Here is a 24,580-nt window from a genome sequence, read left to right as displayed (position 1 = left end):
GACGCGCCCCCCGAGATGCCAGCGCCCGCGCCGGGCCGACCGAGCCGGGCGCCGACGCCCCTTCCCCTTCCGAGCCCGGACGGACCGCCTTGACCGATCACGACTCCGCCTCCTCCCCCATCGCCCCCGCGCCCGCCCCCGCCGGGCCCGATGAAATCGACAGCGAAGCCATGCTCGCCGACTGGATCGGCTCGCGCCTGATCATGTCCCCGCGCACGCTGTTCGACGCCGCCGCGGTCATGGCGCGGGTCGAGGCCGCCCGCGAAACCGCCGCCGACGACCCCGCCTTCCGCGCCGACGCCGCCCGGATCCTGCGCGAGGCGCTCGAGGCCGGCCGCGCCCGCGTCGCCGACGCGCTGGAAGAGGCCCCCGCCTCCGGCCCCGCCGCCTCCCGCTCCATCGCCTGGGTGACGGACGAAACCGTGCGCGCCACGATCGAGATCGCCCAGCGCTGGCTCGCCCCCAACCCGTCCCCGACCGAGGGCGAGAAGATCGCCGTCCTGGCCGTCGGCGGCTACGGGCGGTTCGAGATGGCCCCGTTCTCGGACGTCGACCTCCTGTTCCTCACCCCCTGGAAATCCACCGGCTGGGTCGAGAAGCTGGTCGAGAACGTGCTCTACCTGCTCTGGGACCTGCGGCTGAAGGTCGGGCACTCGGTCCGCACCATCGACGACTGCATCCGCCTGGCGCGCGAGGACATCACCATCCGCACCGCGCTGCTGGAGAACCGCTTCATCTCCGGCCAGAAGGCGCTGGCCAAGGAGCTGGACCAGCGCCTGTGGTCCGAGCTGTTCGAGAAGACCGGCCCCGAATTCGTCGAGGCCAAGCTCGACGAGCGCGCCCAGCGCCATGCCCGCCACGGCGGCTCGCGCTACCTGCTCGAGCCCAACGTCAAGGAAGGCAAGGGCGGCCTGCGCGACCTGCAGACCCTGTTCTGGATCGCCAAGTACCTCTACCACGCCACCGGGCCGGAAGACCTTGTCGAGAAAGGCTTCTTCACCGAGGACGAGATGCACATCTTCGGCGAGGCCGAGGCCTTCCTGTGGACCGTCCGCTGCCACCTGCACATCAATTCGGGCCGCGCCAACGAACAGCTGACCTTCGACCAGCAGGTCGAGGTCGCCAAGCGCCTCGGCTTCGAGGACGAGGGCGGCCAGCGCGGGGTCGAGCGGTTCATGCAGACCTATTTCAGCCACGCGCGCAACGTGGGCGAGCTGACCCGCATCTTCCTCGCCGCGCTCGAGGCGCAGCACGTGAAGAAGCGCCCCACCATCTCGGGCATCCTGCGCTTCTTCTCGGCCCAGAACAGCCGCGGGGACGACCCGTTCCCGATGCGCGACGGGCGGCTCGACATCCGCTCGGAAGAGGTGCTGACGGGCGACCCGATCAACATCCTGCGCATCTTCAGCCACGCGCTGAAGACCGGCGCGCTGATCCACCCCAACGCGCTGCGGATGCTGGCCGCGCATCTCAACCTCGTCGACGACGACCTGCGCGCCAACCCCGAGGCGAACCGCATCTTCCTCGACCTGATGCTCAACTCCGGCGACCCGGAACGCGCCCTGCGCCGGATGACCGAGACCGGGGTGATGGGCCGCTTCCTGCCCGAATTCGGCCGCGTCGTGGCGATGATGCAGTTCAACATGTATCACCACTACACGGTGGACGAGCACACGATCATGGCGATCCGCACGCTCCACCGCATCGAGAAGGGCGAGCTGAAGACCGACCTGCCCCTGTCCTCGATGATCATGAACGAGGGGGTCGACCGCACCGTCCTCTATGTCGCCCTGCTGCTGCATGACATCGGCAAGGGCCTGCCCGAGGACCATTCCGAGGTCGGCGCCCGGGTGGCGGAGGAGGTCTGCCCCCGCCTCGGCCTGAAGCCGGAGGAGACCGAGACGGTCGCCTGGCTGGTCCGCCACCACCTGCTGATGTCCGACGTGGCGCAGAAGCGCGACATCTCGGACCCGATCACCGTCAAGGCCTTCGCCGACGTCGTCCGCTCGCCCACCCGGCTGCGGCTGCTGCTGGTGCTCACCGCCTGCGACATCATCGCGGTCGGCCCGGGCGTCTGGAACAACTGGAAGGCCCAGCTGCTGCGCCAGCTTTACTCCGACGCGCGCGAACAGCTGACCGGCGGCGCCGAGAGCCGGTCGCGCAAGGAGCGGGTGGCCGAGGCGCAGGCCGCCCTGCGCGAGAAGCTGTCGGACTGGGACGCCGAGGAGCTGGAGGCCGAGATCGCCCGCCACTACCCGGCCTACTGGCTCGGCCTCGACACCGACGCCCATGCCCAGCTGGCGATCCTGGGCCGCGACCGGGCCGAGGACCGGGTCGAGAGCGACATCACCCAGGACACCGCCGCCGACGTCTCGCGCGCCTGCTTCGTGATGGCCGACCACCCGGGCATCTTCAGCCGCATGGCCGGGGCGCTGGCGCTGGCCGGGGCCAACGTGGTGGACGCGCGCACCTTCACCACCAAGGACGGCTACACCTCCTCGGCCTTCTGGATCCAGAGCTCGGAGGGCAAGCCCTATGACCGCACCCAGCTCGACCGCCTGCGCCGCACCATCAAGCGCACGCTGAACGGCGAGGTGGTGGCGCGCGACGCCCTCAAGCCCAAGCGCAAGGTCAAGAAGCGCGAGAGCAAGTTCACCGTCCCGACCCGGGTGACCTTCGACAACTCCAGCTCGGACATCTACACGGTGATCGAGGTGGACACCCGCGACCGGCCGGGGCTGCTTTATGACCTCGCGCGCGGGCTGGCGGCCTGCAACACCGCCATCGCCTCGGCGATCATCGCCACCTATGGCGAGCAGGCGGTGGACGTGTTCTACGTGCGCGACCTGTTCGGGCTGAAGATCCGCAACGCCTCGAAGATGGAGCAGATCGAAGAGGCGATCCGCGAAGCGGTGGAGCGCGCGGGCCAGTCGGACGGCTGACGCGCCCTCGCCTGGATGGGGAGGCGGGGCGGGGACCGGCGCGGCCGGGCCCGCCCGCCTCGCCCGGGCCCGTCCGCCGGCGGTCGGAGGCCGGTCGGCGCCGGCCCTGCTCCGCCCCCTTCTCCGCGCCGCCGCCTTGCCGGGCCGGTCACGGCGCGCCTCCTCCCCCCGCCCCTTCATCTCCCTGCCCCTTCATCTCCCCGCCCCGTCATCGGCGCGGCGGCCCCGGACCCGCCGCGGGATCGCGCGATCCCGGGCGACGAGGCTGGGCCGTCGCGGGGACCTCCGGGCTTGACGGAATGCCGTGAACGTGGTTCATGAACATTGTTCATTGACCTTCATTCGCGGCGGAGTCCGTCCCATGCAGATATTCCTGATCATCCTGGCGCTGTTCCTGGTCTCGGCCCTTCTCGGCTATGGCGCGGCGCGCATCCTGCCCGCGCTCGCCGCGCTCCCGGCCCTCGGGGCGGTGGCGTTCCTGGCGCAGCTCCATGCCGAGGCCGAGGGCCGCGCGGCGCTCGGCGTCTTCATGCTCGGCCTGTTCGTGCTGCCCCCGATCCTGGTCGGGCTGCTGAGCGGCGGCGCCGCCGCGCGCAGGCGGATCCGAAATCGCACCGAGTGATTTTGAATTTGACTCCCCCCACCGCCCGCCTATCTCGCCATTCACGATTAATGACAGTGAACTGACCAAGGAGATTAGATCCATGTCGAACGGCAATGGCAGCAACCCGATCCTTGCTTTCGCGGTGGGCGCCCTGCTCGTGGCGGTCTGCGGCCTCGGTTACCTCGCCTATACGGACCAGCCGCCCTTCGGCCCGGACGAGGCCTCGGTGACCATCGAGCTTCCGGACGTCTCCGTCGACGAGGGCTGATCCCCCGACAGGCCGCATCCCGGCCGACCGAGTTCGATGCAACGCCCTGCGCCCCGTCCCGGCGCAGGGCGTTCTTCTTTGCGCGCCCGCCGGTCTGCGCCCCCCCCGGCCGCGACCCGCCTGCCCCCCCGCCGGGAGGTTCCCGTCCTGGTCGCTCCCACGGGAGAAAAGGCGACAGGATCATGGAGGAGGCGCCGCCCACCATCGTCGCACGCCTTGTCGGCGGCGGCGCCGGATACGCGCCCGGCCGCCGCGTCGGAGGGCACGGCGTTTCTCGCCGGGCGCGGCTGGATCGCGGTCGAGGACGCCGCCACGCGGGGCGCGCCGCCGTCCATCGCCCTCCTCGCCGCCCTCCTCGCCGCGCCGGTCCTGATGGTCGCGCCGATGGCCCCGGCCCTGCCGCGCGGCGCCGCCCCCGGGGCCTGGCGGCGCAGACGCCGCGCCCCTGGCTGATCCACCGCGCGCGCGGGCCGGGCGCGCAACCGGGGAAGGCCCGGCCACGGGCCGGGGCGGGCGGGCGGGCGATGCGGCGCGCAGCGGCGCGAGTCCCGCCCAGCCCCCCCGCGCCCCTCCGCCGCGCCGCCGCCGCCTCCCCTTCACCTCCCGGCCATTTCCGGCGCATAGAGAGGGATCAGCCCGCCGCCCCGGCCCGCCGCCAGACCCGGAGTCCCCGCCCATGTCCCGCCTCTTCCGCGCCTTCGCCACCGTCGGCGGCTGGACCATGGCGAGCCGCATCCTCGGCTTCGCGCGCGACATCGCCATCGCCGCCGCCCTCGGGGCCGGCCCCGCGGCCGAGGCCTTCGTCATCGCCTTCTCGCTGCCCAACCTGTTCCGGCGCTTCTTCGCCGAGGGCGCGTTCAACATGGCCTTCGTGCCCATGTTCACCAAGAAGCTGGACGGCGAGGGCGACGCCCCCGCCCGCGCCTTCGCCGAGGACGCCATGGCCGGGCTCGCCTCCGTCCTCGTGGTCCTGACCCTGGTCGCCATGGCCGCGATGCCCTGGATGGTGCTCGGCCTCGCCTCGGGCTTCGCCGATGACGGGCGGCTGGCGCTGGCGACCGATTACGGGCGCGTCGCGTTTCCCTACATCCTCTTCATCTCCATCGCCGCGCTGCTCTCGGGGGTGCTGAACGCGCTCGACCGCTTCGCCGCCGCCGCCGCCGCGCCGGTGCTGCTGAACGTGATCCTGCTCGCGGCCCTCGGTCTCGCCGCGCTGTTCGGGCTCGATGACGGGCGCACCCTGGTCTGGGGCGTCGCGGCGGCGGGCGTGGCGCAGATGGCGATGCTCTGGCGCGCCGCCGCGAAGGCCGGGATGCGCCTGCGCCTGCGCCGCCCGCGGATGACGCCCGAGCTGAAACGGCTGGCGATCATCGCCGCCCCCGCCGCCCTCGCCGGGGGCGTGGTGCAGATCAACCTCGTGGTCGGCCGCCAGGTCGCGTCGCATTTCGACGGCGCCGTCGCCTGGCTCTACTACGCCGACCGCCTCTACCAGCTGCCCCTCGGGGTGGTCGGCGTCGCCATCGGCGTGGTCCTCCTGCCCGACCTCTCGCGCCGCCTGCGGCAGGAGGACGAGCTTGGCGGCCGCGCCGCCGCCAACCGGGCCGCCGAGTTCGCCCTCGCCCTGACCCTGCCCGCCGCCATCGCGCTGGCGGCGATCCCGGGGCCGCTGGTTTCGGTCCTGTTCGGCCGCGGCGCCTTCGGGCCCGAGGACGCCGAGGCCACGGCGCTGGCCTGCGCGGTCTACGGCCTCGGCCTGCCCGCCTTCGTGCTGCAAAAGGTCCTCCAACCGATCTATTTCGCGCGCGAGGACACGCGGACGCCGTTCAAGATCGCGCTCTGGGGCATGGCCGCCAACCTCGTGCTCGCCATCGGCCTCGCGCCCGTGATCGGGTTCCTCTCGGCGGCCGTGGCCACGACGGCGGCGGGGTGGATCAACCTCGCCATGCTCTATCGCGGCGCGCGCGGCTTCGGCCAGGCGGCGCGGCCCGACGCGCGGCTGATCGCCCGCACGCCGCGGATCCTGGCGGCGAGCCTGCTGATGGGTCTCGGGGCCTGGGCGCTCGCGGGGCTGTCCGCCGACGTCCTCGCCGCGCCGGGGCTGCGCATCCTCGCGCTCGGGCTGATCGTCGCCGCGGCGATGGCCATCTACTTCGCCGCCGCCGCCGCCCTCGGGGGGCTGTCGGTCTCCGAGCTCAAGGGCATGGTCCGCCGCGGACGTTGAGCGCCGCGCCGCCCGGGCCCCGCGCCGGGGGCAGGCCCGGCACGGGCCGGGGCGGGCGGGCGATGCGCCGGGGCGCAGCCCCGCGCGAGTCCCGCGCGCCGCCCCCGCCTGCCGCCCCCGCCTGCCGCCCCCGCCTGCCGCAACGGCGCCGTTATCGACCCCGGTGCGCGCGCGCAACCCCAACGCGCGGCTTGCACCGGGCGCCCCCCTGCGCCTATTGGAACGCATGGAAAGCAAGAAACTCGTGTTCAAGGCCTACTCGGTCCACCTGCTGACGGCCACCGGCGCCATCTTCTCGATGCTCGCCATCATCAGCGCGGCCGAACAGTCCTGGTCGCAGATGTACCTGTGGCTGGTCGTCGCCTTCGCCGTGGACGGCATCGACGGCCCCCTCGCGCGCCGCTACGACGTGCGCAAGACCGCGCCGATCATCGACGGCGTGCTGCTCGACCTGATCATCGACTTCCTCACCTACGTCTTCATCCCGGCCTTCGCCCTCTACCAGTCCGGCCTGCTGCCCGGCTGGACCGGCTGGCTGGCGGTGCTCGGAACCTCCTTCGCCTCGGCGCTCTATTTCTCCGACACCCGCATGAAGACCGCCGACAACTCCTTCTCCGGCTTCCCCGGCTGCTGGAACATGGTCGTGCTGGTGTTCTTCGCCACCCAGCCGCCCTGGCAGCTGATGCTCCTCATCATCGCCGTGCTCGCCACCCTGATGTTCTTCCCGGTCAAGTTCATCCACCCGGTGCGCACCAAGCGCTGGCGCGCCGTCTCGCTGCCGGTCACCGCCGCCTGGGTCGGCCTCGCCATCTTCGCCGCGCTCACCGATTTCGACCTGCACGGGATCGCCGAGATCGCGCTGATCGCCTGCAGCATCTACCTGCTCGGCGCCGGCGCCGCGCAGCAGCTGATCCCCGCGCGCAAGGGCTGAGCCGCGCGCCGCGCGCGCCACCCAACCCGAAAACGCAAAAGGGGCCGCAACCGCGGCCCCTTTTCGCATCCCCATGACGCCTGCGCCCCCGGCGCGCGCCCCTCACCGCTCCGGCTTCGGGATCACCCACCAGGCCGCGAACCAGCCGGCGAGGAACCCGCCCAGGTGCGTCTCCCACGCCATGAAATCGGCCAGCAGCACCGAGATCACCGCGTTGATCGCCACCAGCCCCCCCATCGACACCGCGAAGGCCCCGACCGAGCCGCCGCGGTGCCGGATGAAGGCCAGCTCGGCGTATTTCAGCACCCCGATCAGCCCGAACACGACGCCCGAGACGCCCACCATCGGCGCGTCCGACTGCGCGATCAGCCCGAAGCACAGCGCGCCCCCGACCGCGGTCGCCCCGAAGAACAGCGCGAAGAGCGGCGCGCCGAAGATCCGCATCGTCACCAGGCCCAGCGCCATGAACGCCGCGCAGTTCATCAGCATGTGCTCGAGCGAGCCGTGCAGGAACGCGTAGGTCAGCATGTTCCACGCCACCTGCGGCGGCGCCGGGCGGCCCGCCACCAGGTCGTCGAACCACGGGTCGTAGAACGAGAACTGCTGATACGCCTCCCACCGCCAGCCCTGCGGCAGGACCCCGACATCGGAGAGCTGGAACAGCACCTCGATCACCGCGAAAATCGCGGTCAGCCCGAACACGATCCGGCGGTGATGGGACCTGAGCGGCGGCAGGGGCGGAAACTGGAACATTCTCTCTCCGGTCGACGGACCCCACGCGGCGCCCCCGCGCCTTGACCATGCGGCGGGGCCGTCCGATAAGGCCGGACCAATTAATAGCCGCTCAAGAGGAACGGTCATGACGGACATGCCGACGCAGGCTGGCGACGCCGCCGCCACGCACCCCCGCCGCGTCTTCTCGGGCGTTCAGCCCACGGGCAACCTTCATCTGGGCAACTACCTCGGGGCCGTCAAGCGCTTCGTCGAGATGCAGGATGAAGGCCTGGGCGAGACGCTCTACTGCATGGTCGACCTGCACGCGATCACCACCTGGCAGGACCCGGCCGAGCTGACCCGCTCGATCCGCGAGCTGGCCGCCGCCTTCATGGCCTGCGGGCTCGACCCGAAAAAGTCGATCCTGTTCAACCAGTCCCAGGTCGCCGCCCATGCCGAGCTCGGCTGGATCTTCAACTGCGTCGCGCGGGTCGGCTGGCTCAACCGCATGACCCAGTTCAAGGAGAAGGCCGGCAAGAACCGCGAGAACGCGAGCGTCGGCCTCTACGGCTACCCGGTGCTGATGGCCGCCGACATCCTGGCCTACCAGGCCACCCACGTGCCGGTGGGCGAGGACCAGAAGCAGCACCTGGAGCTGACGCGCGACATCGCGACCAAGTTCAACAACGACTTCGGCTGCCCGGACTTCTTCCCGCTCCCCGAGCCGATCATCGAGGGCGCGGCCACCCGCGTCATGTCGCTGCGCGACGGCTCCAAGAAGATGTCCAAGTCCGACGCCTCGGACATGTCCCGCATCAACCTGACCGACGATTCCGACGCCATCGCCCAGAAGATCCGCAAGGCGCGCACCGATCCCGACCCGCTGCCCGGCAGCCTCGAGGGGCTGGCCGAGCGGCCCGAGGCGCGCAACCTGGTGGGCATCTACGCCGCGCTGGCCGACACCACGGCCGAGGCGGTGGTGGCCGAGTACGCGGGCGCCCAGTTCGGCGCCTTCAAGCCCGCCCTCGCCGACCTGGCGGTCGAGAAGCTCTCGCCCATCGCCGGGCGGATGCGGGAATTCCTGGCCGACCCGGCCGAGATCGACCGCATCCTCGGCGACGGGGCCGAGCGGGCGGCGGCGATCGCCAACCCGATCATCGACGCGACCTATGACAAGGTCGGGCTGCTGCGCTCGCGCCCGCGCTGATCCGCGCCCCATCGCACGACCGCGAACGCCCCCGCAGCCGCTGCGGGGGCGTTTTGCGTCCCGCCCGGCCCCCTCAGGCGCCCAGCGCCGCCTGCACGTCCTTGCCCCACCCGAGGTGCAGCGTCCCGTCATCCGCCTCGATCACCGGGCGCTTCATCAGCGCCGGGTGCGCGGCGATCAGCGCCAGCGGATCGCCCGCCCGCGCCTCCTCCGGCAACCCCCGCCAGGTGGTCGAGCGGGTGTTGAGCAGCGCCGCGCCGAACGCCGCCTGGAACCGCTCCAGCGTCGCGCGGTCCAGCGGCGCGGCCCGCACGTCCACCAGCTCCGCGCCCGTCGCCTTCACCGCCTTGCGGCAGGCGTCGCAGTTCTTCAGCCCGTAGATCTTCATCGCATCCTCCTGTGCGCGCGCGGATTTCCCCCGCTTGTCGCCCGCCGCGCGCCCGTCCGCAACGGCGCCGTTGCACGAAGCGGGGCGCTGCGTCATCCTCGGGGGTCCCGGCCCGCGTCACGCGCGGGCGCCACGAGGATGGGCCCATGCGCAAGTTCCTGGTCGTCATCGACGAGACGCCCGAATGCCTCAACGCCGTGCGCTTCGCCGCGCGCCGCGCCTACAAGACCGGCGGCGGGCTGCAGATGCTCTTCATCCTGCGCCCCGAGGAGTTCCAGCACTGGATCGGCGTGGCCGAGGTGATGCGCCAGGAGGCCTATGACGCCGCCGAGGCCCGTTTCATCGAGCTTGCGGGGAAATTGCAGGACAATGTCGGCATCATGCCCGAATTCGTGATCCGCGAGGGCGACGCCAAGGACCAGGTGCTGGCCCAGATCAAGGAGGACCCGGAGATCGGCGTCCTGGTGCTGGGCGCGGGGGCCGAGGGCGAAGGGCCCGGGCCGCTGGTCTCGGCCCTCGCCACCGGGCGCATGGCCGGGCGGCTGCCGGTGCCGCTGACCATCGTGCCGGGGCACATGACCCGCGAAGAGGTGATCGCGATCGCGTGACGCCCTCCCCCCCCGCGACGGCGGGAGGGCCGGGACGTCTCAGCGGGGCGTCTTTCCGGGGCGACGGGCTCAGACCCGCTCCACCACCACGCCGGCGCCCTCGATCATCAGGCAGCCCGCGGTCAGCGGGAAGCGCCATCGCAGGCGCCCGTCGCTTTCGTCCTCGGACACGCCTGCGACATTGCCTTCGCCGCCCATCATGTCCAGCCGCACGAGGTCGAGCAGGCCCGTCACATGGGCCACCTCGGCGAACCGGACCTTGAGCGAGAAGGAGCCGTCGGCGTCATGCTTGCGCACCCCGCCGAAGATGAGCTCCGCCGCGCGCGCGTTGGGAAGGACCGCCACCCCTTCCAGGCGGGCGGCTTCGAAAGAAAGTTCGCTGAAAGGCATATCGACTGATCCACCGACAAATCCGGTTTTCATGAAACTTGAATTTCACAGAGTACCCTAACCAGAACAATTGGGCGCGACGTCGCGCCCCCCCCCGCGCCCACCCGCCCGCACGGCATCGAAGGCGCGCCCGGCCCGGCGCGCCCGTTTCCCGACGTGACAGTTTAGAATCATTCTTGAACTTCGGGCCGCTTCGGCGCACATGTAACCGCGAAGGAGATCCGCGATGTTCATTCAGACCGAATCCACGCCCAACCCGGCGACCCTGAAATTCCTGCCCGGCCAGTCGGTGATGACCGCCGGCGCCGCCGACTTCCCGGCGCGCGACAAGGCCGCGGCCTCTCCGCTCGCCACCCGCATCTTCGCGGTGGACGGGGTCGAGGGCGTGTTCCTCGGGCCCGACTTCATCACCGTGACCAAGGCCGACGCCCGCGACTGGGCGCACCTGAAGCCCGGCGTGCTCGGCGCGATCCTCGAACACTACCAGTCCGGCGAGCCGGCGGTGAAGGGCGACGACGCCTCGGTCGGCCATGCCGAGCATGACGGCCCGGACGCCGAGATCGTCGGCCAGATCAAGGAGCTGCTGGACACCCGCGTGCGCCCCGCCGTGGCCCAGGACGGCGGCGACATCACCTTCCACGGCTTCGAGCGCGGCGTGGTCTACCTGCACATGCAGGGCGCCTGCGCGGGCTGCCCGTCCTCGACCATGACCCTCAAGGCCGGGATCGAGAACCTGCTGCGCCACTACATCCCCGAGGTGTCCGAGGTGCGTCCCGTCGGGGTCCAGTTCTGATCCCGCCCGGGACCTGCCCAGGAACCGACGGACACGGACGGAAGATGACCGACACGGCCCAAGGCGGCGCGATCCTCGCGCTCGACAGTTCAGCCGCGCTCTGCGCCGCCGCGATCCTTCGCGGCGGCGTCGTGCTGTCTGCGCGCTCCGAACCCATGGCCCGCGGCCAGGCCGAGCGGCTGGTGCCGCTGGCGCAGGAGGTGGCGGCCGAGGCGGGCGCGGCCCCGCGGGACCTCGCCGCCGTCGCCGTCTGCACCGGGCCGGGCAACTTCACCGGCGTGCGCATCGGGGTGGCCGCCGCCCGCGGGCTGGCGCTGGCGCTGGGGGTCCCGGCGATCGGGGTGAACCGGCTCGAGGCGCTGGCCGCCGACACGCCCGGGGAGCTGGTCCTCGCCGCCCTGCCGACCCGGCGCGGGGAGATCCACGCGGGGCTGTTCGAAACCGGCGCCCCCGTCAACGTGGCTGTCCCCGTCCCCGTCGCCGCGCCGGTCACCGGCGCCCCTGCGGACGTCGCCGCCGCGCTCGCGCCCCATCTCGCGGGCCGCGCCGCCGCGATGCGCGGGGCCGAGGCCGAGGCGCTGGCCGAGGCGCTCTCCGCCCTCGGCGCCGCGCCCTTCGCCGCCGTCGATCCCGCCGACAGCCCCGCGCCCGGGACCATCGCCCGCCTCGCCGCCGCGGCGCTCGCCGCGGGCGGCGCGCCGCCGCGCGCCGCGCCCGTCTACCTGCGCCCCGCCGACGCCGCGCCGTCCTCGGACCGCCCGCCGGCGCTGCTCGATGGCTGAGGGGGCGGAGGTCCGCGCCGCGGGGGCGCAGGACGCCGCCACCCTCTCCGCCCTCCACCAAGCCGCCTTCGCGGGCATGGAGCGGGGTTGGAGCGCGGAGGAATTCGCTTCGCTGATCGCCGCGCCGGGGGGCTTCGCGCTGCTCGCCGCGCCCGTCCCCGGCGCCGCCGCCACCGCCTTCCTGCTGGGCCGCGCCGCGGGCGGCGAGGCGGAACTGCTCAGCATCGGGGCCGCCCCCGCCGCCCGCCGCATGGGCCTGGGCGCCGCGCTGCTCGCCCGGTTCGACGCCGAGGCGCGGGCCCGCGGGGCCGAGGCGGCGTTCCTGGAAGTCGCCGTCGACAACCCGGGGGCCGAGGCCCTCTACCGCCGCGCCGGGTGGGCCGAGGTCGGCCGCCGCCGCGCCTATGCCGAGCGGCCGGGCGGCGCGCGGGTCGACGCGCTGGTGCTGCGCCGGGACTACGGCTGAGCCGCCGCGCCCGGGACGCTCAGAACCACTGCCCCGGCTCGATCACCCCCGCGTCGAGCAATTCGCCCGAACTCCACCCCCAGGAGCGCGCCCCGGACCAGCCGAGTTCGGGCGGGTTCTCGGCCATCTCGGGCTGGGCGAGCAGCGCGCGCGCGGTGCGGAAGGACATCACCGCCATGGTCGGGCTGCGGTGCCAGGCGCCCGACAGCCCGTCCGCCTTCGGATCGCCGAGGCGGAAGGTCTCGTCCGGGGTCATCCCCGCGAAGGCCCGGAAGAAGGCGGTGCGGTCGAGCCGCGGCGGCCGGGCGAACCGCTCCTGGAACCGCCAGCCGACGCCGCCGTAAAGGCGCGGCGCCTCGGGCGGGACCGGGCCGGCGCCCTCAGCCTCCCACGGCTCGGGCGCGCCGGTCAGCGCGAAACAGCCGCCGAGATCGTAGAGCGCGCGGCCCGGCGGCGCCCAGTCGGGATCGTCCGCCTCGGCCGCGGCGGCGAGGCCCGGCGCGTGCATGTCCACGACCCAGCCGCCGACGCCGCGCCGCCGCTCCCCCTCCTGGAAGGCGGCGAGATCGGCGAGGCCGCGGCTCTCGCACCAGGGGAAGACGGGGAATTCGCCGTTGAACAGCGGCAGGACCCAGCGCCCGTCAAGCGCGGGGGCGAGGGCGGCGAGCCAGGCGGGGGCCGCGTCCCGCCCCACCGGACCGGCGGGCACGGGGACGAGGGCGGCGGGCGAAAGACCAAGATCCTGCGCCGCCGCCGCGGCCCGGCGAAGCGCCGCGTCGGGGCCGATCACGACCAGCGCCGCGGCCCCGAGGCGCAGCGCCCAGCGGGCCGAGGCGGCGGCCATCAGCGCGCCGTCGCACAGCAGCGCCGCGACCGGGCCGGGCGGCGCCGCGCGAAGCCCCTTCAGCCCTTGATCGACCTGGCGTGCAGGCCCCATATGAAACCGCATCGGACCTCCCGGCCGTCGCCCCCACATTCGAGCAGCGTTTCACCGGCTTGCGGATGGATTGAAAAGGCCATTCGTTAACACTTCGTGAATCGGCCTTGAGCGTCGTTCAAACCTGCGGGTTGTCCAAAGTCGTCGCAGAAATCGCCTTACGGGCAATTGACCCCTTTTCTGTTTTTATCTATTCCATAACTCGGGCTCTGGATATTCCGCGGCCGGGCGCAGGGAACACTCCCGGTCGCATCCGAACCCATCCGTGCACAAGCACGACATTCCATAGTGAGGGAACACATGACCGACTCCCCGATGCTGGAGAAATCCGAGATCCTCGCGCTGACCTCGGAAATCGTCTCCTCCCACGTCTCCAACAACCCCGTCCCGACCGGCGACCTGCCGGGCGTGATCCAGTCCGTCTACGACAAGCTCAACGAGCTGGCCGTCGACAAGCCCGAACCGAAGGTCGAGCTGGTCCCGGCCGTGCCGATCAAGAAATCGGTGACCGACGATTACATCGTGTGTCTCGAGGACGGCAAGAAGCTCAAGATGCTGAAGCGGCACCTGAAAACCGCTTACGACATGACCCCCGAAGACTATCGCGCCAAGTGGGGCCTGTCCGCCGACTACCCGATGGTGGCCCCGGCCTATGCGCGCAAGCGCCAGGAACTGGCCAAGGAAATCGGCCTCGGCCGCAAGCCGCGCAAGTCCGCGGCCTGATCGGGACGACCTGCCGGCGCGATCCGGCCGGGCCCGCGCGCGGCGCCGCCAATTTCCGGGGGCGACGTTGCGGGCCGGGCCGGGCGCCTGTAAGGAGCATCGGTGTGCGGAGTGGCGCCGCGCACCCTTCATGAAAGGGCGACGAGCGGAGTGGCGCCGCACGTCGCCCTGTTTCTGTTTGCACGCGCCCCCGGGGCGCCCCGGAGGACCCCTCGATGAGCGATCCGCGCAAGTTGTTCGTCCGCACCTATGGCTGCCAGATGAACGTCTACGATTCGGAGCGCATGGCCGCGGCCCTCGCGCCCGAGGGCTACGAGACCGTCGAGACCCCCGAAGACGCGGACCTGATCCTTCTGAACACCTGCCATATCCGCGAGAAGGCCGCCGAGAAGGTGTATTCCGAGCTCGGCCGCCTGAAGCCGCTGCGCGAGGCGAAGCCCGACCTGAAGATCGGCGTCGCCGGCTGCGTCGCCCAGGCCGAGGGCGAGGAGATCCGCCGCCGCCAGCCGATGGTGGATTTCGTGGTCGGCCCGCAGACCTATCACCGCCTGCCGAAACTGGTGCGCGACGGCGGCGTCGACATCGACTTCCCCGAGGAAGACAAGTTCGACCACCTGCCCAAGGACAAGCGCGCCGCCCGCGCCCCCGCCGCCTTCCTGACGGTGCAGGAAGGCTGCGACAAGCTCTGCGCCTTCTGCGTCGTGCCCTACACCCGCGGCGCCGAGGTCAGCCGCCCCGCGCAGCGGCTGGTGGACGAGGCGAAGGCGCTGGCGGACAGGGGCGTGCGCGAGATCACGCTGCTGGGGCAGAACGTCAACGCCTATCTCGGCGAGGGGCCGGACGGCGACTGGACCCTGGCGCGGCTGGTGCGCGAGCTGGCGAAGATCGAGGGGCTGGCGCGGATCCGCTACACCACCTCGCACCCCAACGACATGAGCGAGGACCTGATCGCCGCGCATGGCGAGGAACCCAAGCTGATGCCCTATCTGCACCTGCCGGTGCAGTCGGGATCGGACCGGATCCTGAAGGCGATGAACCGCAAGCACACCCGCGATGAATACTTCCGGCTGATCGAGCGCATCCGATCCGCGCGCCCCGACATCGCGATGTCCGGAGATTTCATCGTCGGTTTTCCGGGCGAGACCGAGGCGGATTTCGAGGACACGCTCGACCTGTGCCGCCAGGTTCGGTACGCGGCCTGCTATTCGTTCAAGTATTCGCCCCGTCCCGGCACCCCCGCCGCGGGCGCCGCGGACATGGTCGCGCCGGACGTCGCGCAGGAGCGGCTGGTGCGCCTGCAGGCGCTCCTGACCGAGCATCAGCGCGATTTCCAGGCCTCGATGGTCGGCAAGCGCATGGACGTGCTGATCGAAAAAGCCGGGCGCGAGGCGGGCCAGATGGTCGGCAAATCGCCCTGGCTCCAGGCCGTCCACCTGCAGGCGGACCCGTCCGACGTGGGCCGGATCGTCGAGGTCGAGATCACCGGGGCGATGCCAAATTCGCTGGCCGGCCGCCGCGTCGGCTGAGGGCGCCCGGCGCGGGGCTTTCCTGACCCGCGCCTTCAGGGTCTGGATGAACGAAGGGGCGGCCCGCCGGGGCCGCCCCTTTCGCCTTTCCGGGTCGCCTTCCCGGCTCGCCTCTCCGGGTCGCCGCTCCGGGCGCCGCGCGGCGGGGGCGCGGGCGCGCCCGTCACTCCGCCGCCGCCTCCTGCGCCATGGCGGGGATCGTCACCTCGAACACCGCGCCGCCATGGGGGCCGCCGGCGGCCTCCGCCAGCACCAGGTCGCCGCCGAAGCGGCGCATGATCTGGCGGCTGATCGCCAGCCCCAGCCCCGCGCCGCCGGTATCGGTCCGGTCCCACCCGCGGGAGAATTTCTGGAAGATCCGCTCCACGTCCCGCTCGGCCACGCCGGGGCCGTTATCGGCGACCTCGAAGCGCAGCAGCTCGCCGTCCCGCCGCCCGGTGACGGTGACCAGCGGCGCGTCCTTGTCGTTGTATTTCAGCGCGTTGGACACGAGGTTGATGAAGACCTGCGCCAGCCGGTCCGGCTCGGCCAGCGCCTGGGCGGGGATCGGCAGCGCCCCGACCTCGAGCCGCCCGCCCGCCTCGCGCGCGACGCCGCGGGTGGTGTCGACGGCGCGGCGCACGGCGTCGGCGGCATCGACGGGGGCGGTGGGAATGGCGCCCTCGCCGCGCTCCAGCACGTTGAGTTCAAGGATCTGGTTCAGAAGCCGCGTCAGGCGCAGGCTCTCGTCATGGATGATGGTCAGGAAGCGGCGCGCCTGGTCGTCCGACAGGTCCTCCGTCTCCAGCAGGATCTCCGAGAAGGAGCGCACGGCGGTCATCGGCGTGCGCAGCTCGTGGCTCACCTGGGAGAGGAAGTCGTCCTTGCGCGCATCCAGCTCCCGCAACTGGGCGTTGGCGGCGCGCAGCTGCTCGGCCGCGGCCTCCAGCTCGCGGCTCTTGCGCTCCACCTCGGCGGCGTATTCCACCAGCTGCGCGGTCTCGTCGGCGATGCGCATCAGCTCGCCCAACGAAATCGTCTCGCCCCCCGCGGCCTGGGAGACCATGGCATGGGCGGACGCGGCGCCGACGGAGCCCGCCAGCTCCCGCTCCAGCCGCGCGATGAACACGTCCGTCGCGGCGGGAAGCCCGCCGTCCAGCCCCTGCTCCGCCGCCGCCTGGGCGAAGAGGCGCCGGGCCGTCTCCACCCCCAGGATCCGCTGGGCGAGGATGAACAGGTCCTCGGCCGCGGCGGAGCGCTGCACGAAGCGGTCGGCATCGCCGGAGGCGGTGCGGAACACGTCGACGAAGAGCGCGGATTGCAGCCACTCGATGGGTTTCGGCTCGCGCATCAGCGAAATGCCCACCAGCAGCGCGATGTTCACGGACAGGGACCAGAACACGGCATGGACCAGCGGGTCGAACCCCTCGAGCCCCAGCAGCGCCGAGGGGCGCAGCAGGCCGATCCCGAACGGCCCCTCGGCCAGCACCGAGGCGGGCATCAGCCAGGTGCCCGGGAAGGTCGGCAGCACCAGGCACCACAGCCAGACCAGCGCGCCCGCGGTCAGCCCCGCCACCGCGCCGCGCCCCGTGGCCTGGCGCCAGTAGAGCCCGCCGATCAGCGGCGGGACGAACTGCGCCGCGCCTGCAAAGGCGACGAGGCCGAGCGAGTAGAGCGTGCCCGACCCCTCGGTCAGGCGGTAATAGGCGAAGCCCATCAGCATGATGCCCACGATGGACGCGCGGCGGGAGATGAGCAGCAGGCTGCGCACGTCGCCCGAGCGCGTCACCTCGCCCCCCGTCGCCCGCAGCGCCAGCGGCGTGACGATGTGGTTCGACACCATGGTCGACAGGGCGATGGAGGCGACGATGACCATGGAGGTGGCCGAGGAGAAGCCGCCGAGGAAGGCGAGGATCGCCAGCTCCTGCTGCCCATGCGCCAGCGGCAGGGTGAGCACGAACATGTCCGGCTCGCCGCCCGCGTCGAACTCGGCCAGCCCCGCCCCGGCGATGGGCAGCACGAAGATCGAGATCAGCAGAAGATAGGCCGGGAACAGCCAGGAGGCGGTGGCCAGGTGCCGCTCGTCCGCGTTCTCCACCACCGTCACCTGGAACTGGCGCGGCAGGCAGATCACCGCGGCGGCGGAGAGGCCCATGATGGTGACCCAGCGCGGGCCGAAGACCTGCTCGGGGTCCAGCATCTCGGCCGGGATGCGGTCGAGCGCGCCGGAGACGCCCCCGCCCACGCCCCAGACCACGAAGACCCCGACGGCGACGAGGGCGCCGAGCTTGACCACCGCCTCGATGGCGATGGCGGCGACGACGCCGTGGTGGCGCTCGTTCGCATCCACGTTGCGGGTGCCGAACAGGATGGTGAACACCGCCATGCCCGCCGCCACCCAGAAGGCGGTGGCCACGCCCCCGGCGAAATCCGCGCCGCCGACGATCGAGAAGCTCTGCGTCACGGCCTTGAGCTGCAGCGCGATATAGGGGGTGGAGGCGAGCACCGCGATCAGCGTCACCAGCACCGCCAGCGCCGGGGACTTGCCGTAGCGCGAGGAGAGCAGGTCCGCGACCGAGGTGATGCGCTGCGCCCGCCCGATGCGCACCAGCTTGCGCAGGAGCCACCACCAGCCGACGAAGACCAGCGTGGGGCCGAGATAGATGGTCACGAACTCCAGCCCCGTGCGGGCGGCGGAGCCGACGGCGCCGTAGAAGGTCCAGCTGGTGCAGTAGACCGAGATCGAGAGCGTGTAGACCAGCGGCCCCTGCAGGATCCGCGCGCGCCCCTGCGCCGTGCGCCGGTCGGCCCAGGCGGCGACCCCGAACAGGAACGCCACGTAGGCCACGCAGATCATGATGACGACGTCGGGCCCCAGGGTCATGGGCGTCTCCCGGTCATGGGCGGCTCCGCGGCGCGGGGCGGCCGGCGCGGCGGGCGGCGCCGTGCAGCTCGAGCCGCCGGCGCAGGCGTCCCGACAGGCGCCAGGCCCCGAAGATCAGCCCGACCCACACCGCCAGCAGGTAGGCGAGCAGGAGCGGGACGCCGAACACGGTCGCGTCGGCGGCGAAGACGAGGATGAAGGGGGGCGTGAGCAGGAAGGTCCCGACGACGGGCGCCATGGCCGCGAGGGCCTGCGCGCGGCGCGGGCGCAGGCGCGGCGGGAACACCTCGGGCGCGGCGGGCCCCGGGGGCGGCGGCGCGGCGGGGCGGCCCGCCCCGGGCGGCGACGCGCGCCCGGGCGCCGTCATCCAGCCACGAGCGCGCGGACCTGGTCGATCACGTCGCGGTTGGAGAAGGGCTTGGTGATGAAGGCGTCGGCGCCGATCTCGTCGGCGCGCTGGCGGTCCTGGTTCTGGCCCTTGGCGGTGAGCATGATGACCGGCAGGCCCTTGAGCAGCGGGTCGGCGCGCACCCGGCGCAGCACCTCGAACCCGTTCATGCGCGGCAGCATGACGTCGAGGATCATCACGTCGGGCCGGATGGTGGAGACGAGCGTGAAGGCCGCCTCTCCGTCCGGGGCCGACTGGACGTCGAAGCCTTCCCGCCCGAGCAGGAAGGCCAGGGATTCCACGATATGCGGTTCGTCTTCTGCGATCAGCACCTTGCTGGCCGTCATGGCGTTCCTTCCCCCCGCTGCGCGCGTCGGTCTGTTTCGCCGACTTGGTCATGCCGCGCGGCGCGTGCGCGCCGCCCCGACAGGGCGCTCGAGCGAGCCTAGCGGGAAAGCGCGAGGGTGCAAAGAGCGCGTTCACGCCCCGCGGCGCGGCTTTTTAGGCGGATGCGCAGATGTGCAGGCGACCGCGGCGAGAAGGGCGCGGGCGCCGAGGCGGCCGGCAAGCGCCGAGGGGGAAGCAGCGCGCGCCCCTGTCCGCGGCGGCGGCCCGGCCGGAAGATCGGGGCGGCAGACCGGGGCGGCAGACCGGGGCGGCAGGTCCTTGCGGGGGCGGGCGCCCTCGGGGGGCGCAAGGCCCCCGCTCGGCCGCCCGCGCCGCGCGGGGCGCGGCGGGTGCGGGAGGGAGGAGGCGGCGCGGGAGGGAGGCCGGGAGAAAGCGAAGATCGGATCGCGCCCGGGCGGCGGGCGGGTCGGCGGCCAGCGCCGCGGGTCGGCGCCAGGGGTCGGCCTCCGGGCTTTCGCCGGAGCCCGCCGGGCCCGCGCCGGCGCCGGCCCCGCCCCGGCCCCGGCCTTGATGCCGCCCGCGAGGCCCCCGCCAGAAAACACGAATGGCGGCGCCCCCAGGGGCGCCGCCATGGTCGGCACGTCTCCGCCGCGGCGCGTGGGCCGCGCCGCCCTCAGGCGTCGCGGTCGGCGACCGGGGCCGGTTCGTCCATCACCTCCCAGTCCTCGCCGGCGGCGAGAAGGCAGGTGGAGCCGTCGGGCAGCGTGATCACGATGGTCCAGGTGCCCGAATTGGGCGAGGTCCAGATCTCCACCACCCGCTGGTCCTGCAGCAGGCCGATGCCGCGGCGGCTCTCGCCATACTTTTCCTGCAGGCGCTGGACCACGTCGGCGCGGTCGGCGCAGAGCGCGCCCTGCGCCTCGGCCCGCTGGCCCGCGCCGCCCGCCAGCACCGCGGCCAGCATCAGCGCGCCCGCGCCGCCGGTCAGCGCCTTGCGGATCTTTTCCGTCCGGCGGCCGCCGCCCTTCTTCGTCAGGGCCACGTCGACGGCGGTGCGGAACAGGCCCGCCCAGAACCCGACCGCCGGATCGGGCCGCGGCACGGGGGCCGCGGGATCGCGCGGGGCGGGGGAGGGGGTGAAGACCGAGGCGAGACCCCGGAAGGCATTGGAGAAGAAAGACATCAGCGTGCGCTCCCGCTTGTTCATCAGGCGCATCGGGACCCGCGGGACGGGCCCAGCGCCCGCCCCCGACCCTTGGATGGCGCCGGTGCGATGGTGTCTGCGTCATGGTCCGCACGGAGCGGGCGATCCCCGGAGACAGCCCCCGCGCCGCCGAATCCGCTTGCGGCATGGACGGGGGGACCCCGGACTCCGCCGCAGTGCGGTATTGACGCCGAGAATGCGCCGCCATGCTTTAAATAAACTTAACGACCGCGCGCTCCCCGCCGCGGGACGCAACGGCGCGCCCATTTCGCGACACGAAACCACCCCGTCCCGCCGCGTTGCGACATAATCTTGCGCACCTGCGAAATCTCCGCTACGCCCTGCCCCGACAGCCGCTCCATGCCAAGGAATTCGCCGATGACCGACGCCCCCGTCCGCCCGCGCCGCTCCGTCCTCTACATGCCCGGCGCCAAGACCCGCGCGCTGGAAAAGGCCGCCGGCCTGCCCGCCGACGCGCTGATCCTCGACCTCGAGGACGCCACCGGCCCGACCGAGAAGGACCTGGCGCGCGACCTGGTGGTCGAGAAGGTCAAGGCGAAGGCGTTCGGCAAGCGCGAAGTCATCATCCGCGTCAACGGCCTCGACACCCAGTGGGGCGAGGCGGATGTGCGCGCCGCGGCCAAGGCCGGGCCGGACGCGATCCTGGTCCCCAAGGTCTCCTCGCCCGATGACATCGCCGCGGTGCGCGCGATCATGGAGGAAGAGGGCGCGCCGGAGTCCACGAAGATCTGGGCGATGATGGAGACGCCGCTCGGCATCCTCAACGCCCAGGCCATCGCCCAGGCGCCGCGGCTGACCTGCTTCATCATGGGCACCAACGACCTGGTGAAGGAGCTGAACGCCGCCCACACCCCGGACCGCGCGCCGGTGCTGGCGTCGCTGTCGATCTGCCTGCTGGCCGCCAAGGCCTACGGGCTGGCCTGCATCGACGGCGTCTACAACGCCTTCAAGGATGACGAGGGGCTGCGGGCCGAGTGCGAGAAGGGCCTCGCCATGGGCTTTGACGGCAAGACCCTGATCCACCCGCTGCAGCTCGCCGTGACCAACGAGGTCTTCGCGCCGTCGCAGGCGGATCTCGACCTCTACGCCCGCCAGGTCGCGGCGTTCGAGGAGACCCGCGCCAAGGGCGAGGCGGTCGCGGTGGTCGACGGCAAGATCGTCGAGAACCTGCATGTCGAGACCGCCAAGGCGCGCCTCGCGCTCGCCGATGCGATCAAGGCGCTGGAAGCCGACCTGGCCTGAGACCACCTGGTCCGACCGCACGCGAAGGGCGCCCCGCGGGGCGCCCTTTTGCATTCCGGTGGGGGGTGCGCCCCGGGCCGCAAGGCCCGCACGGGGAGAGGCCCGGAACGGGCCGGGCGGGCGGGCGATGCGCAGGGCGCAAGCCCGGAGCGAGACCCGCTCGCCTCCCCCGCAGACCCCCTCAGAACCCCGCGCCGACCACCATCACCCAAAGCCGCGCGCCATCCGTGACCAGCCCGCGCCGCCCGTAAACCGCCTCCGCCGCGCCGACCAGCTCCGCCCCCGGCGCCAGGTTGTTCGCCCGGTGCCCGTCCGAGCCCTGCCACGCCGCCATCGCCGCCGCCGCATCCGGCTGGCCCATCGCGATGTTCTCCGCCGCCATCCGCGCAACCAGCCCCCCCCGCGCCACCCGCTCCAGCGGCAGCGACCCGTCCGAGCCCGCATGGTCGAACGCCCCGTTCGACAGCAGGTCCCGCGCATGCGCCAGCGCCGCCGCCTCCAGCGCCGGGTGCACCGCAAGCGCCCCCAGCCCCGCCTCGGCCCGCACCTGGTTCACCGCCGCCGCCAGTTCCGCCGAAACCCATGGCCCGGCGCCGTCCCCGCTCAGCCCTGACATGTAGTGCACCCCCTCAGAACAACCTGAAAATGCAAAATAAAACAACGCCTTGCGCGTTTCGCCACGTGGAAATTCCCGCGCTTCGGATTTGGTCCCGGGCGGGGGTCCGTGGTACCGTCTCCCCCGTCGGCGGCCCGCGGCCGCCACGCCACCGCATGTCATCGGGAGGACACGTCATGCGCAAGGGTTCCGCCAGGATCGATCGCCGCAGCGCGCTGGCGGCAGGCGCCGCCGCCGCCGCCATGCTCGCCGCCCCGGGCGTGCTGCGCGCCGCGCCGCGCGAAATGCTCATCAACAACTGGCTGCCCCAGCAGCACCTGGTCCCGGACCTCGTCCTCACCGAATGGTCCCAGATGATCGAGCGGCGCACCGAGGGCCGCGTCACCTTCCGCTTCTCCGAGACACCCATGGGCCCGCCGCCGGCCGCCTATGGCATCATCGCCGAGAACAAGGCCGACGTCACCTTCGCCCTCCACGGCTATTCCGGCGACGACGCGTTCAAGCGCAGCCAGGTCGGCCAGTTCTCCTTCCTCGGCGACAGCTACTCCGCCACCCAGGCCTTCTCCTCGGTCTACTGGGACCTGCTCGACCCGCAGGCCGAACACCAGGAGATCAAGCTCCTCTCCGCCTTCCAGCACGGGCCCGGCTTCCTGTTCCTCAAGAACCGCTCCATCCGCGGCCCCGAGGACTTCAGGGGCCTGCGCCTGCGCACCTCCGGCGGCTACATCTCGAGGCTCCTGCAGGAGCTGGGGGCCGAGACCGTCCCCATGCCCCCCTTCAAGGCGCGCGAGGCGATGGAGGCCGGGGCCATCGACGGCGTCGCCTTCCCCTACGAGGGCGGCCTCTCCTTCGGCATCGTCGACCAGACCACCGAGGTGTCGGAGCTGCCCGGGGGCTATTACAACGCCACCTGGTTCCTCGGCATGTCGCCCAAGGCCTGGGACGATCTCGGCCGCCGCGACCGGCGCGTGGTGCAGCAGGTGTCGCGCGAGTTCGTGCCCCTGCTGGCGGCCAAGAGCTTCGATTTCGTCGACCACAAGGGCCGCACCCTGTTCGAGGAGCGCGGCGTCGCCCTGACCCGCGCCCCGGACGAGGTCGAGCAGCTGATCCGCACCCGCGGCGGCGCCTACGAGCAGTCCTGGATCCAGGAGGTCGCCGCCCAGGGCTATCGCGGGGAATGGGCCCTCAAGCGCATGCGCCAGATGACCGGCGTCGACCGCGGCTGAAATACGCGCGGGCCTGTCGCGGTCCCGGGGCGGGCCCCGGGCTGCGGGACAAGCCCTGCAGGACAAGGGCCGCCGCGGGGCCAGGCCCGGGCCGGGCGCGGCGCAGACCGGACAGGGACACGGACACGGACACGGACAGGGCGGGGGACGTCGGCGCCTCCCCCGCGACCTTCCCACCCTTCACGGGAATGCGAGCGGCGCCCGCCCGCGCGAATGCGCTAAGGTCCCCCCGCGCGCCGCCCGTCCCCGGGCGGCGCGCATCCGCCTTCCCCGCAAGCCGCCGCCCGCCGGAGCCGCCACATGTTCTACGTCATCCTCCTCCTCGGCCTCGCCCTCTGGTGGGGCGCACACCTGTTCAAGCCGATGTTCCCCGAAAAGCGCGCCGCCTTCTCGGCGAAGCACGGCGACAAGAAGGCCCGCGGGATCATGGCCGTCGTGATCCTGTTCTCGGTCCTGCTGATGGGCGTCGGCTACGCACATGCCGAATGGATCGACGTCTGGTACCCGCCGACCTTCTTCACCCATATCAACAACCTGCTGATGCTGTTCGCCATCGCCCTGCTCGGCGCCGGGGATTCGAAAAGCAACCTTCGCCGCGTGGTGCGCCACCCGATGCTGATCGGGACCAAGACCTGGGCGCTGGCGCACCTGATGGTGAACGGCGACCTCGCCTCGGTGATCCTGTTCGGCGGCATCCTCGGCTGGGCCGTGCTGGCGATGATCCAGCTCAACAAGCGGGACGGCGAATGGGTGAAGCCGCCCAAGTCGCCCATCACCCGCGACATCGGGCTGGCGGTCGCCACCATCGTCCTCTACGGCGTCATCGTCTGGGTCCATATCTGGGCGGGCGTCAGCCCCGTCCCGGGCTGACCCGCATAACGGAGAGACCCGATGATCGCCTACCGCCTGCTGACCGAGGACGACACCTCCGCCTTCTGCCACAAGGTCACCGACGCCCTGAACAAGGGCTGGAGCCTCCACGGTTCTCCCACCATGACCTTCGACGCCGCCCGCGGCGTGGTGCGCTGCGCACAGGCCGTGGTGAAGGAGGCCGAGGGCGAGTATTCGCCCGAGGTGAAGCTCGGGCAACTCTGAGCGGCCCGGGGGGGGGGGGGGGGGGGGGGGGGGGGGGGGGGGGGGGGGGGGGGGGGGGGGGGGGGGGGGGGGGGGGG

25 protein-coding genes are annotated in these 24,580 nt (G+C 72.3%); 16 read left to right on the top strand and 9 right to left on the bottom strand.

Features of this window, described 5'->3' with window-relative positions; all coding sequences use genetic code 11:
- Positions 1–170 precede the first annotated feature (170 nt).
- From ACQ5SO_RS12875 to ACQ5SO_RS12855, 5 genes are all read left to right on the top strand, one after another.
- Positions 171–2,942, top strand: a complete 2,772-nt coding sequence (locus tag ACQ5SO_RS12875; RefSeq protein WP_430942036.1) for a [protein-PII] uridylyltransferase — start codon at positions 171–173, stop codon at positions 2,940–2,942.
- A gap of 361 nt (positions 2,943–3,303) precedes the next feature.
- Positions 3,304–3,564, top strand: a complete 261-nt coding sequence (locus ACQ5SO_RS12870) for a hypothetical protein (RefSeq protein ID WP_430942013.1) — start codon at positions 3,304–3,306, stop codon at positions 3,562–3,564.
- 82 nt (positions 3,565–3,646) lie between these two features.
- Positions 3,647–3,814, top strand: coding sequence for a hypothetical protein (locus ACQ5SO_RS12865; protein ID WP_430942012.1), 168 nt, complete (start codon positions 3,647–3,649; stop codon positions 3,812–3,814).
- Between the two features lie 676 nt (positions 3,815–4,490).
- The gene (gene murJ / locus ACQ5SO_RS12860; RefSeq protein WP_430942011.1) at positions 4,491–6,035 is read left to right on the top strand and encodes a murein biosynthesis integral membrane protein MurJ; all 1,545 of its coding nucleotides are present in this window, start codon (positions 4,491–4,493) and stop codon (positions 6,033–6,035) included.
- Between the two features lie 226 nt (positions 6,036–6,261).
- A complete protein-coding gene (locus ACQ5SO_RS12855) occupies positions 6,262–6,966 on the top strand; it encodes a CDP-alcohol phosphatidyltransferase family protein (RefSeq protein WP_430942010.1) in 705 nt (234 codons plus the stop codon).
- A 102-nt stretch (positions 6,967–7,068) separates the two neighbouring features.
- On the opposite strand, the gene ACQ5SO_RS12850 is transcribed toward ACQ5SO_RS12855, so the two are convergent.
- Positions 7,069–7,719, bottom strand: a complete 651-nt coding sequence (locus ACQ5SO_RS12850; protein WP_430942009.1) for a rhomboid family intramembrane serine protease — start codon at positions 7,717–7,719, stop codon at positions 7,069–7,071.
- Between the two features lie 106 nt (positions 7,720–7,825).
- Here ACQ5SO_RS12850 and trpS point away from each other — a divergent pair, with 106 nt between their 5' ends.
- On the top strand, positions 7,826–8,887 hold the full coding sequence (gene trpS / locus ACQ5SO_RS12845) for a tryptophan--tRNA ligase (protein WP_430942008.1): 1,062 nt from the start codon (positions 7,826–7,828) through the stop codon (positions 8,885–8,887).
- Positions 8,888–8,960: 73 nt separating this feature from the next.
- Here trpS and ACQ5SO_RS12840 read toward each other — a convergent pair whose 3' ends face one another.
- Complete coding sequence (locus ACQ5SO_RS12840; protein ID WP_430942007.1) at positions 8,961–9,275, bottom strand: ArsC/Spx/MgsR family protein; 315 nt, start codon at positions 9,273–9,275, stop codon at positions 8,961–8,963.
- A 146-nt stretch (positions 9,276–9,421) separates the two neighbouring features.
- On the opposite strand from ACQ5SO_RS12840, the gene ACQ5SO_RS12835 reads away from it, so the two are divergent.
- Positions 9,422–9,883, top strand: a complete 462-nt coding sequence (locus ACQ5SO_RS12835) for a universal stress protein (RefSeq protein ID WP_430942006.1) — start codon at positions 9,422–9,424, stop codon at positions 9,881–9,883.
- Between the two features lie 69 nt (positions 9,884–9,952).
- Here the strand turns inward: ACQ5SO_RS12835 and ACQ5SO_RS12830 are convergent, their stop codons facing one another.
- On the bottom strand, positions 9,953–10,273 hold the full coding sequence (locus ACQ5SO_RS12830; protein ID WP_430942005.1) for a hypothetical protein: 321 nt from the start codon (positions 10,271–10,273) through the stop codon (positions 9,953–9,955).
- 226 nt (positions 10,274–10,499) lie between these two features.
- On the opposite strand from ACQ5SO_RS12830, the gene ACQ5SO_RS12825 reads away from it, so the two are divergent.
- Genes ACQ5SO_RS12825 through ACQ5SO_RS12815 form a run of 3 tightly spaced genes read left to right on the top strand, consistent with a single transcriptional unit; the run spans position 10,500 to position 12,314 of the window.
- Positions 10,500–11,066 (top strand): NifU family protein, encoded by a 567-nt coding sequence (locus tag ACQ5SO_RS12825; protein ID WP_430942004.1) that lies wholly within the window; start codon positions 10,500–10,502, stop codon positions 11,064–11,066.
- Positions 11,067–11,110: 44 nt separating this feature from the next.
- Complete coding sequence (gene tsaB / locus ACQ5SO_RS12820; RefSeq protein WP_430942003.1) at positions 11,111–11,848, top strand: tRNA (adenosine(37)-N6)-threonylcarbamoyltransferase complex dimerization subunit type 1 TsaB; 738 nt, start codon at positions 11,111–11,113, stop codon at positions 11,846–11,848.
- The gene (locus tag ACQ5SO_RS12815) at positions 11,841–12,314 is read left to right on the top strand and encodes a GNAT family N-acetyltransferase (protein WP_430942002.1); all 474 of its coding nucleotides are present in this window, start codon (positions 11,841–11,843) and stop codon (positions 12,312–12,314) included. The genes tsaB and ACQ5SO_RS12815 overlap by 8 nt, the downstream gene beginning before the upstream one ends.
- Positions 12,315–12,333: 19 nt before the next feature.
- Here ACQ5SO_RS12815 and ACQ5SO_RS12810 read toward each other — a convergent pair whose 3' ends face one another.
- Positions 12,334–13,263, bottom strand: a complete 930-nt coding sequence (locus ACQ5SO_RS12810; RefSeq protein WP_430942001.1) for a hypothetical protein — start codon at positions 13,261–13,263, stop codon at positions 12,334–12,336.
- A gap of 288 nt (positions 13,264–13,551) precedes the next feature.
- Here ACQ5SO_RS12810 and ACQ5SO_RS12805 point away from each other — a divergent pair, with 288 nt between their 5' ends.
- A complete protein-coding gene (locus ACQ5SO_RS12805) occupies positions 13,552–13,974 on the top strand; it encodes a MucR family transcriptional regulator (protein WP_430942000.1) in 423 nt (140 codons plus the stop codon).
- Positions 13,975–14,189: 215 nt separating this feature from the next.
- On the top strand, positions 14,190–15,500 hold the full coding sequence (gene miaB / locus ACQ5SO_RS12800; protein ID WP_430941999.1) for a tRNA (N6-isopentenyl adenosine(37)-C2)-methylthiotransferase MiaB: 1,311 nt from the start codon (positions 14,190–14,192) through the stop codon (positions 15,498–15,500).
- 163 nt (positions 15,501–15,663) lie between these two features.
- Here miaB and ACQ5SO_RS12795 read toward each other — a convergent pair whose 3' ends face one another.
- The 4 genes from ACQ5SO_RS12795 to ACQ5SO_RS12780 form a co-directional block, all read right to left on the bottom strand.
- The gene (locus tag ACQ5SO_RS12795) at positions 15,664–18,363 is read right to left on the bottom strand and encodes an ATP-binding protein (RefSeq protein ID WP_430941998.1); all 2,700 of its coding nucleotides are present in this window, start codon (positions 18,361–18,363) and stop codon (positions 15,664–15,666) included.
- 13 nt (positions 18,364–18,376) lie between these two features.
- Positions 18,377–18,601 carry a hypothetical protein gene (locus ACQ5SO_RS12790; protein WP_430941997.1) on the bottom strand — a complete coding sequence of 75 codons (225 nt, stop codon included), beginning with the start codon at positions 18,599–18,601 and terminating at the stop codon, positions 18,377–18,379.
- A 125-nt stretch (positions 18,602–18,726) separates the two neighbouring features.
- On the bottom strand, positions 18,727–19,098 hold the full coding sequence (locus ACQ5SO_RS12785; protein ID WP_430941996.1) for a response regulator transcription factor: 372 nt from the start codon (positions 19,096–19,098) through the stop codon (positions 18,727–18,729).
- A 674-nt stretch (positions 19,099–19,772) separates the two neighbouring features.
- Positions 19,773–20,282: a hypothetical protein gene (locus ACQ5SO_RS12780; RefSeq protein WP_430941995.1), complete on the bottom strand. Its 510-nt coding sequence runs from the start codon at positions 20,280–20,282 to the stop codon at positions 19,773–19,775.
- A gap of 399 nt (positions 20,283–20,681) precedes the next feature.
- Between ACQ5SO_RS12780 and ACQ5SO_RS12775 the strand changes: the two genes are divergently transcribed.
- A complete protein-coding gene (locus ACQ5SO_RS12775; protein ID WP_430941994.1) occupies positions 20,682–21,566 on the top strand; it encodes an HpcH/HpaI aldolase/citrate lyase family protein in 885 nt (294 codons plus the stop codon).
- A gap of 181 nt (positions 21,567–21,747) precedes the next feature.
- Here the strand turns inward: ACQ5SO_RS12775 and ACQ5SO_RS12770 are convergent, their stop codons facing one another.
- On the bottom strand, positions 21,748–22,182 hold the full coding sequence (locus tag ACQ5SO_RS12770; RefSeq protein ID WP_430941993.1) for a CAP domain-containing protein: 435 nt from the start codon (positions 22,180–22,182) through the stop codon (positions 21,748–21,750).
- 176 nt (positions 22,183–22,358) lie between these two features.
- On the opposite strand from ACQ5SO_RS12770, the gene dctP reads away from it, so the two are divergent.
- The 3 genes from dctP (at position 22,359) to ACQ5SO_RS12755 (ending at position 24,503) form a co-directional block, all read left to right on the top strand.
- Positions 22,359–23,408 (top strand): TRAP transporter substrate-binding protein DctP, encoded by a 1,050-nt coding sequence (gene dctP / locus ACQ5SO_RS12765; RefSeq protein WP_430941992.1) that lies wholly within the window; start codon positions 22,359–22,361, stop codon positions 23,406–23,408.
- 300 nt (positions 23,409–23,708) lie between these two features.
- Positions 23,709–24,278: an NnrU family protein gene (locus tag ACQ5SO_RS12760; RefSeq protein WP_430941991.1), complete on the top strand. Its 570-nt coding sequence runs from the start codon at positions 23,709–23,711 to the stop codon at positions 24,276–24,278.
- Between the two features lie 21 nt (positions 24,279–24,299).
- Positions 24,300–24,503 (top strand): DUF1737 domain-containing protein, encoded by a 204-nt coding sequence (locus ACQ5SO_RS12755; protein WP_430941990.1) that lies wholly within the window; start codon positions 24,300–24,302, stop codon positions 24,501–24,503.
- Positions 24,504–24,580: the final 77 nt, after the last annotated feature.

This window comes from Rhodovulum sp. DZ06, from assembly GCF_050586345.1.
Lineage (GTDB): Bacteria > Pseudomonadota > Alphaproteobacteria > Rhodobacterales > Rhodobacteraceae > JBOCEF01.
Note: the sequence above shows the minus strand (reverse complement) of the source record. Positions and strands in the feature narration are given on the sequence as shown.

Coding starts and splice junctions, on each gene's coding strand:
- ACQ5SO_RS12875 (WP_430942036.1), top strand. CDS start 171: ATGCTCGCCGACTGGATCGGCTCGCGCCTGATCATGTCCCCGCGCACG.
- ACQ5SO_RS12870 (WP_430942013.1), top strand. CDS start 3,304: ATGCAGATATTCCTGATCATCCTGGCGCTGTTCCTGGTCTCGGCCCTT.
- ACQ5SO_RS12865 (WP_430942012.1), top strand. CDS start 3,647: ATGTCGAACGGCAATGGCAGCAACCCGATCCTTGCTTTCGCGGTGGGC.
- murJ (WP_430942011.1), top strand. CDS start 4,491: ATGTCCCGCCTCTTCCGCGCCTTCGCCACCGTCGGCGGCTGGACCATG.
- ACQ5SO_RS12855 (WP_430942010.1), top strand. CDS start 6,262: ATGGAAAGCAAGAAACTCGTGTTCAAGGCCTACTCGGTCCACCTGCTG.
- ACQ5SO_RS12850 (WP_430942009.1), bottom strand. CDS start 7,719: ATGTTCCAGTTTCCGCCCCTGCCGCCGCTCAGGTCCCATCACCGCCGG.
- trpS (WP_430942008.1), top strand. CDS start 7,826: ATGACGGACATGCCGACGCAGGCTGGCGACGCCGCCGCCACGCACCCC.
- ACQ5SO_RS12840 (WP_430942007.1), bottom strand. CDS start 9,275: ATGAAGATCTACGGGCTGAAGAACTGCGACGCCTGCCGCAAGGCGGTG.
- ACQ5SO_RS12835 (WP_430942006.1), top strand. CDS start 9,422: ATGCGCAAGTTCCTGGTCGTCATCGACGAGACGCCCGAATGCCTCAAC.
- ACQ5SO_RS12830 (WP_430942005.1), bottom strand. CDS start 10,273: ATGCCTTTCAGCGAACTTTCTTTCGAAGCCGCCCGCCTGGAAGGGGTG.
- ACQ5SO_RS12825 (WP_430942004.1), top strand. CDS start 10,500: ATGTTCATTCAGACCGAATCCACGCCCAACCCGGCGACCCTGAAATTC.
- tsaB (WP_430942003.1), top strand. CDS start 11,111: ATGACCGACACGGCCCAAGGCGGCGCGATCCTCGCGCTCGACAGTTCA.
- ACQ5SO_RS12815 (WP_430942002.1), top strand. CDS start 11,841: ATGGCTGAGGGGGCGGAGGTCCGCGCCGCGGGGGCGCAGGACGCCGCC.
- ACQ5SO_RS12810 (WP_430942001.1), bottom strand. CDS start 13,263: ATGCGGTTTCATATGGGGCCTGCACGCCAGGTCGATCAAGGGCTGAAG.
- ACQ5SO_RS12805 (WP_430942000.1), top strand. CDS start 13,552: ATGACCGACTCCCCGATGCTGGAGAAATCCGAGATCCTCGCGCTGACC.
- miaB (WP_430941999.1), top strand. CDS start 14,190: ATGAGCGATCCGCGCAAGTTGTTCGTCCGCACCTATGGCTGCCAGATG.
- ACQ5SO_RS12795 (WP_430941998.1), bottom strand. CDS start 18,363: ATGACCCTGGGGCCCGACGTCGTCATCATGATCTGCGTGGCCTACGTG.
- ACQ5SO_RS12790 (WP_430941997.1), bottom strand. CDS start 18,601: ATGGCGCCCGTCGTCGGGACCTTCCTGCTCACGCCCCCCTTCATCCTC.
- ACQ5SO_RS12785 (WP_430941996.1), bottom strand. CDS start 19,098: ATGACGGCCAGCAAGGTGCTGATCGCAGAAGACGAACCGCATATCGTG.
- ACQ5SO_RS12780 (WP_430941995.1), bottom strand. CDS start 20,282: ATGTCTTTCTTCTCCAATGCCTTCCGGGGTCTCGCCTCGGTCTTCACC.
- ACQ5SO_RS12775 (WP_430941994.1), top strand. CDS start 20,682: ATGACCGACGCCCCCGTCCGCCCGCGCCGCTCCGTCCTCTACATGCCC.
- ACQ5SO_RS12770 (WP_430941993.1), bottom strand. CDS start 22,182: ATGTCAGGGCTGAGCGGGGACGGCGCCGGGCCATGGGTTTCGGCGGAA.
- dctP (WP_430941992.1), top strand. CDS start 22,359: ATGCGCAAGGGTTCCGCCAGGATCGATCGCCGCAGCGCGCTGGCGGCA.
- ACQ5SO_RS12760 (WP_430941991.1), top strand. CDS start 23,709: ATGTTCTACGTCATCCTCCTCCTCGGCCTCGCCCTCTGGTGGGGCGCA.
- ACQ5SO_RS12755 (WP_430941990.1), top strand. CDS start 24,300: ATGATCGCCTACCGCCTGCTGACCGAGGACGACACCTCCGCCTTCTGC.